Source organism: Psychroflexus sp. MBR-150 (genome assembly GCF_053628795.1).
In genome coordinates this window covers 1-7,003 of sequence record NZ_JBRJHB010000038.1, presented here as the reverse complement: position 1 = coordinate 7,003, position 7,003 = coordinate 1, and the positions used below count along the sequence as shown (strand labels likewise).

General features: G+C 31.6%; 6 protein-coding genes. All 6 read left to right on the top strand.

Annotation, left to right across the window (positions count from 1 at the left end; genetic code table 11):
- Positions 1-286: 286 nt before the first annotated feature.
- The 6 genes from ACSSV5_RS12070 to ACSSV5_RS12045 all read left to right on the top strand — a co-directional run bounded on the left by ACSSV5_RS12070 (position 287) and on the right by ACSSV5_RS12045 (position 6,907).
- On the top strand, positions 287-3,646 hold the full coding sequence (locus tag ACSSV5_RS12070) for a sacsin N-terminal ATP-binding-like domain-containing protein (protein ID WP_454246076.1): 3,360 nt from the start codon (positions 287-289) through the stop codon (positions 3,644-3,646).
- 171 nt (positions 3,647-3,817) lie between these two features.
- Positions 3,818-4,012, top strand: coding sequence for a DUF4238 domain-containing protein (locus ACSSV5_RS12065; protein WP_454246075.1), 195 nt, complete (start codon positions 3,818-3,820; stop codon positions 4,010-4,012).
- On the top strand, positions 3,996-4,814 hold the full coding sequence (locus ACSSV5_RS12060; protein ID WP_454246074.1) for a DUF4238 domain-containing protein: 819 nt from the start codon (positions 3,996-3,998) through the stop codon (positions 4,812-4,814). Before ACSSV5_RS12065 ends, ACSSV5_RS12060 begins: the two co-directional genes overlap by 17 nt.
- A 231-nt stretch (positions 4,815-5,045) precedes the next feature.
- Positions 5,046-5,627, top strand: a complete 582-nt coding sequence (locus tag ACSSV5_RS12055; RefSeq protein WP_454246073.1) for a hypothetical protein — start codon at positions 5,046-5,048, stop codon at positions 5,625-5,627.
- Positions 5,628-5,814: 187 nt separating this feature from the next.
- Positions 5,815-6,318, top strand: a complete 504-nt coding sequence (locus ACSSV5_RS12050; protein WP_454246072.1) for a hypothetical protein — start codon at positions 5,815-5,817, stop codon at positions 6,316-6,318.
- Between the two features lie 4 nt (positions 6,319-6,322).
- Positions 6,323-6,907: a DUF1643 domain-containing protein gene (locus ACSSV5_RS12045; RefSeq protein ID WP_454246071.1), complete on the top strand. Its 585-nt coding sequence runs from the start codon at positions 6,323-6,325 to the stop codon at positions 6,905-6,907.
- The last annotated feature ends 96 nt before the right edge of the window (positions 6,908-7,003 follow it).

Below are 7,003 nucleotides of genomic sequence, written 5' to 3'. Positions count from 1 at the left end.
AATACCAATGAGACTCTCATCTCAATTACAGTTATGTTACTTGTTTTCAATGAACTTAATCACTATCTTGTATCCCCAAGTAACGCAGGACACACAACTAGCTACAACAATGGCTATAAGTAATTGCTTGTTCTCGCCTACTTCTGAAAATCCTCGCGGATTTTCAGTTTGGTGTGTACTTGCAAAGTTAAGTGCTAACCCACGCAACTACTCATAGCCGATGCCGTTGGCGGTAATGCTACCAAGACCCTGCTAAACAATAACAATCATTTCATTTTGACAGACAATGATTCAAAAAGAACAAATACAACAAAGACGACAAGAGATTGCAGAAATCCGACACGCTGATAGTGTTTACAGGGATATTGTTGCCAGAGAAAATGAAAGAGAAGATTATGAGAAGCGTTGGTTTTGGGAATTACTTCAAAATGCAAAAGACTCGGTAGAAGAAAATCAAAATCTTAAAGTAAAAATTGAAATTTCTGAAAATCAAATTTCATTTTCACATACAGGAAATCCATTCGAGTTGGATGACATTCTAAGTTTAATCATACAAGGCTCTTCAAAAAACAACAAAGAAGGTAAGACAGGTAGGTTTGGAACAGGTTTTATGACAACATATCTTCTTTCCAAAGAAGTTTATATAACGGGACAACTTACAAATAATCAAGGTAGCTTTCATTTTTTATTAAACAGAAACGCAACAAACAATGAGCATTTCTATGAATTACAGCAAGAATCAAACAAACAATTTGATGAATCAATTAGAGAATTAAGCTATTTAGAAGAAGATGAATTTCAAACTAAATTCACTTATAATTTAGGAGAGAAAGGAAAATTAACAGCAAAAGTTGGATTACAATGTCTTGATGAATTAATCCCAATTACTCAACTTTTCAATGAGCAAATTGAATCAGTTATTGTAGTTGAAAACGGTTTGTCAAAGACATTCTCAAAGACCCTAATCAAAACCTACGAATTGGGTTCAATTAACGAATGGGAAATCACAACACTGATTGATGGTTCTGTAAATACCTGTCTAAAAGCTTACATTCAAAAAGATGAAAAATTTGATGCTTGTATAATAACCCAAGAAAAGAACGGCAGTGAAGAGATTTTTCCTTTAACAAAAAATTATCCAAGACTATATTACACATTTCCACTAATTGGAACTGAAGAAATTGGAATACCAATTATTATCAATTCAACTCAGTTTGACCCAAGGGTAGAACGTGATGGAATTTATTTAAAAAAAGCAACAGAAGGCGGAAACGAATCAAACAATAAAGAAATAATTAGTAAAGCATTATCTGATAGCTTACAGGCATTCGCAGAATTATTTAAAACCAAAAAAATAATTGGTATCTACGAATTGTTTGATTTCAAGATTTCCAAAGACCTCAAATGGGTCGACCAAGAATGGCTTACAACTATTAAATCCTCAACGATTAATTTACTTGCCGCAAAAGAAATTATTAATTACCACGGGGCTGATAACAAATTCACATCTCTAAATGAATTTACAATTCCTTTCACTGAAAAAGAAAACACCACAAAAGAACTTTGGGAGCTATTATCGGAAATTATTGATATTAAAGTTCCACTATCATCAGAATTGTTAAAATGGGTTCATATATCAGAGAGTATTACACAACTTAAACCCGATATTGAAAAAACCTATGACTTAAAATTCGTTTGGGGAGTAAATGAATTAATCAAATTCATTGAAAAAAAAGAATCACTTACAGAATTAGAAAGTTCTATTACAGCAGATAAAAAATCTTGGTTGAATAATCTCTACTCCCTAATAATTAAGATAAAAGGACATTTCCCATTAGACATAAAAATCTGCCTAAATCAAAGAAATAAGTTTAGGGTTGCAGACGGTATTTATTGGGATAAATGCAATGATGATGAATTGATTTCAATTTCCGACTTAATACAATTGAATTTTTCTGACAAACTATTTTCAAGAGAAATAAATTTTTTGCAAATCAATGGAGTTGAAAATTACACAATACAAAATGCCATTAATGATTTAAAAGCCGAATTGAACGAGCTTGATGAACCTGACTTCATTAAGTCATCCAATCAGGAGTGTAATGCAAGGTTTTTAAAATGGTTAATATTAAAAGACCATAAAGAAATAATCAAAGATTTGAAGATACTAACAGGTGCAAGTAAAAAGATTGACGAAAGTTTTATTTATGACCATTTTCCTAAATCCGAACACCTTTTACTTACTCCAAAGCCATATTTTGAAGTAAACTTTCCTTTGTATTCAAGCTTAGTTAGGGACAAAGACTGCCTAAATGAAATATATAATCAATATTTGAATGAAGCAGACTACAACTTTTTAAATGAGAGCGGATTTATTCACATAAGTCCTTTAGTAACCAAAACTGAAACAGCAACGATAAAATTATTAGAACATTTAATTATCAAAGAATCTGACCTTAGTGTGTTAAGAGATGCAGAAGGGCAACTCAAATATAAATTTAAAATCACCTATTCCGACTTTGCCTATTTAACCGCAACAGACGGACATATTTACGGGAGAAACACAACACAAAAGTCAAGTTTAGAAAGATTTAAATTTCTTCTATCCGAAGCTGTAGAAAAAGACACCTTATTTGATTCAGATATTCAAGAAGTAACAATCGAAGGATTAGAAAATCCTATACAATTTAGAACCTGTCTTTGGGTTTATCGTGCTAAACGTCTCAATTGGGTAAATGTAAAAACCGAAAGTGAAGGTTCTGAAACGAAATTTGTAAGTGAAACTCCTTCATCAAAAAATCTTTCCGAAATACTTAAAGGAGATGAGACTTTAGTAAAAACTATTCGTGGTTCAAGACAACAAAATTTTTTAAACAAACTTGGTGTGGGTGTATCTGACCTAATTAGAAACACACTGCCAACAGACGAACTAAGATTAAGTTGGGACAAGGCTATAACGAATATGATTACAAGTGATGCTGACCCAGAACTTGTTCAAGAAATATTTAATGACCCCAACATAAGAAAGGAATACGTAAAAAGATTAAATGAGCGGAAACTTATTAGTCGCAATCAAACAATAGGAAAGCTTATTGAAGATTTGTTTAAAGAATATATTGAGCAACTTAAAGAAAGTGGTGTCATAATAAATATTCATAGAGAACCTTTTGGAAGTGATTACATATTAACTGAAGAATCATCAGACTTAGTTAATAACGAAAATCAACGTGAAGGATTTAGAATAAATAATTGGCTTGTTGAGTTAAAGGCAACAGGCAAGGAACACGCTTCTATGACACCCTTACAAGCAAAAACAGCAACTGAACAAAAAGACAATTATTCTTTAGTAGTTGTGCCATTGGACGGGACAGAACCAGACATTGAATATATTAAACGAAATGCAAAAGTAATAAGTAACATTGGTCATAAAATTGACACTGTGTTTAGTGATTTCAATGACGTTGAAATCAAAAAAAACAATCTAAACAATGGACAAGACGGAATATCTGTAAATATTGAAGACCAAAACATACGGTTTAGGGTTAGTTCTACCGTTTGGAGTTCAGGTCAATCAGACATTGAAACATTTATAAGAAAGTATTTCACAGTTTTAGCCGAAACCAACAATGGGACGACAACAAATTAAAAAAGAAGCACATACCGCCAACATCACCTATACGCAAGCAGGGGTTTCGTGCTTCGTAGGACAGATAAGTGGTAAAGTTAAAGTTCAGTTCTTCGTAGGTAATTCAGTGGTTAAAATCCCTGCCTGCGTATAGCTGAGAACCGTTGTGCGTAATATGACCAAACGAAAACTATGGCAGGAAATTTAGTAAAAAGACAACATTATGTTCCGAGAACTTACCTAAAACGATTTGCTCGTCAAAATGGGCAGGAATATTTTATTTCAGCAATACCGAATTCCTCAACTGACAAGAACGATATCTTTGAAGTCAATATAAAAAAACATTGCGTTAGAAAAAGACTTCTATACATTGCCTGGAGAAACTGATGCACAAAAAATGGCAATCGAAAAATTCTATGCGGAGGAATTTGAGCAACATTATACTTCGATTTATGAAATACTTGTTGACCCAAATAAAACAGAAGTTACACCTGAAGAAAGAGAGTTGATTATTTCTACAGTAATCACAATGTATTATCGAACAACAAAATGGGTAAATGCAAGTAAAAACCTTATGAGTAGAGTTTTTTACCAAATGTTCCAATTATGTGAACAAACTGGAAAAGACTACTTCACTTTCGAAGGCGAAAAAATTTCTATCGCAGGAAAATCTTTAGAACAATTTACAAAGGAATTTAACGAAGATAGACAACCTCATATGATTCTAACTCAATTAGAGGTTGCGTTCAAATTAATAAATATTCGTTTACAAATAGACGCTATTACTGTTGTAAAATTAGAAGATGAAAATTTGGAATATATAATTAGTGACAATCCAGTTATTGCAAGTAATCCGAAAGCTACTCGATTTGCACCATTTGACCCGAATAATTTATTGTATCTACCACTTGACCCAAAACATATGCTAATTCTAATACCAGAAAAAGCAGATGGACTTGAAAATAGAATATTTAGAAGAACATCAACTGGATTTATGGCTGGAATGGAAAAGTTAACTTCAAATTACCAACAAATGGAGAATTCCGAACGATTTATGATGGGAACTAAAAGTGAACTAGAATCATATCTCGAAACAAAAAATATTACGGAAAAACCTACAGCTGAAATGAATGAAGATGATAAAGCAGAATTACAAAAATTTATGAAAAAATTAGATAAGAAACAATAATAAATACTACGCACAACAACGTATAAAATTAATTGCTAGTGCAAGCCTACTTACGAAAATCCTCGCGGATTTTCTATTCGGTCTGTATTTGCTAAATTAGGTGCTTAAAACACGCAACTAATCTTATACAAGACCGTTGTACGTAATTTGAACAAACTAAATCTGAAATAAAAAATGTATATAAAAAACCGACAAACTGAACTTTTTAAGGAACATAAAATTGAATCTTATTTGAATAAAATAAGAGAGTCCATTTTAGAAAAAATTGAAAAATACAACGACATTTACATCTCGAACGTAGACATAAATAAAGAATTAGAAAAAATATTATATAAATACGATTTAGTAACATTAAAGGTTCCAACTTTGAATAAAGAAACCATTTCATCTTCAATAACTGAACATAAAATCAGTGGTCATCGATTCCCTAAAAACATAAAAGTTGACAAAAATGAAGAGTACGAAATTGAACAAGTTAATCACCTAGTTAGCTTCATTGGAAACGAGGAGTTGTTTAACTATTCACCAAGTTCAAATAATCCAAAAACAGTAAAAGCTTGTATTCATAGTAATAGACTTGAATTTACATTGAGCAACTGGAATAAAATTAGAGGAAATGAGGAAACGATTGAAAAACTAAAAAAAGAGTTTTCAGACGATTTAGATATTATAGAAACTAATTTGTCAGCTCTGAAAAAAGATGTGAACTTATTTAAAAATGACCTAAAAAATGAAATAAATAAGTTCTTTACGGAAAAGAAAAATCTGATTGTGAAGGAGAATAAAACTCTTGAGAAACTAAAAACGTTATAAAAAAACTACGTACAACAACGGCTATAGTTCATTGCTTCTGACTTTCCTTGCGGAAAGTCCTCGCAAATTTGCTATCCTCGGTTTACGGCGGAAAATCCTCGCGGATTTTCACGCAACGAAACCATAGCCAAATCCGTTGTGCAACATTTGACAAAAAATTGAACTTTAGAACAAAACATTAAACTGAATGAAAAAAAAGTACTTAATAATCTTGACAATCTGCCTTTTTTCTTTTTCCAATTCTATTATCGGACAAACTAAAAATGCGACTGATTTTTTAAAATTCTCAAAACAAAATTTTACTGCAAAATCATCTCAACTAAAATCTAATAATTGGAAATTACTTCAACCAACATCAACTGAAACAGACAACGGAATTAAAACCAAATTGAGTTTTTATGGCAAAGAAATTTCAAGTAAAGAGTATTATATCATTCTTGAATTTATGTCTAACAATCAATCAACAACAGAAATTCAAAAAACCTCTATAAAACTTCCAAATGGAACTGAATTTGATAATTGGGTTGCTGAATTTGAAAATATGGGCTATAAATTTCAAAAAGTTTCAGGTCAAAAAGGTCATTTATTTTCAGGAGAAAATGGAATGATGATAAAAGTTGGAATAAACAATATGGATTACGCAGAAAGCGATTGGTCTTACGAAATATCAATAATGATTGACAATAAATAAAAAAATGGAAAATCCAATTGAATGGTTATACCTCAATAATTCAACCGATACTGTTCGTTATGTTTTGGGTGAGAAAACTGAAAATATGGTTGCTTGCATCGGAATTAATCCAAGTACAGCAAGACCAAATGAACTTGATAATACGCTAAAATCTGTAAAAAGAATATCGGAATTTAACGGATTTAATGGTTGGATTATGTACAATGTCTATCCTCAAAGAGCAACTGACCCAAATAATTTAGAAAAAGAAATCGACCACGATTTACGACTAACAAATATTGGAGTTTTAATGAAATCAATTGAACATTTAGGCATTGACACAATTTGGATTGCTTACGGAGATTTGATTGAATCTCGCGAATATCTTCCTTTCTGTATGACGAGTTTATATACAAGTTTGAGTCATCTAAATCTAAAATGGAAAATAATTGGAGAGCCGACACAAAAAGGACATCCTAGACATCCACTTTATAAAGCTACAGAAAGTAAATTTGTAGATTTTGATATGGAAAAGTACGTGAATGAAAAATTGAAACCTAAATCAAAGGAATTTGATAAAATTTACGTTAATGGAAAAGAATTTAAGTGAGAAAAGTCGAGTAGGTAAAGGGGAATCTCACCCCTAAACCTCTCACAGAACCGTACGTGATAGTCTCCCATCATACGGCTCTTCTTAACAAGTCTA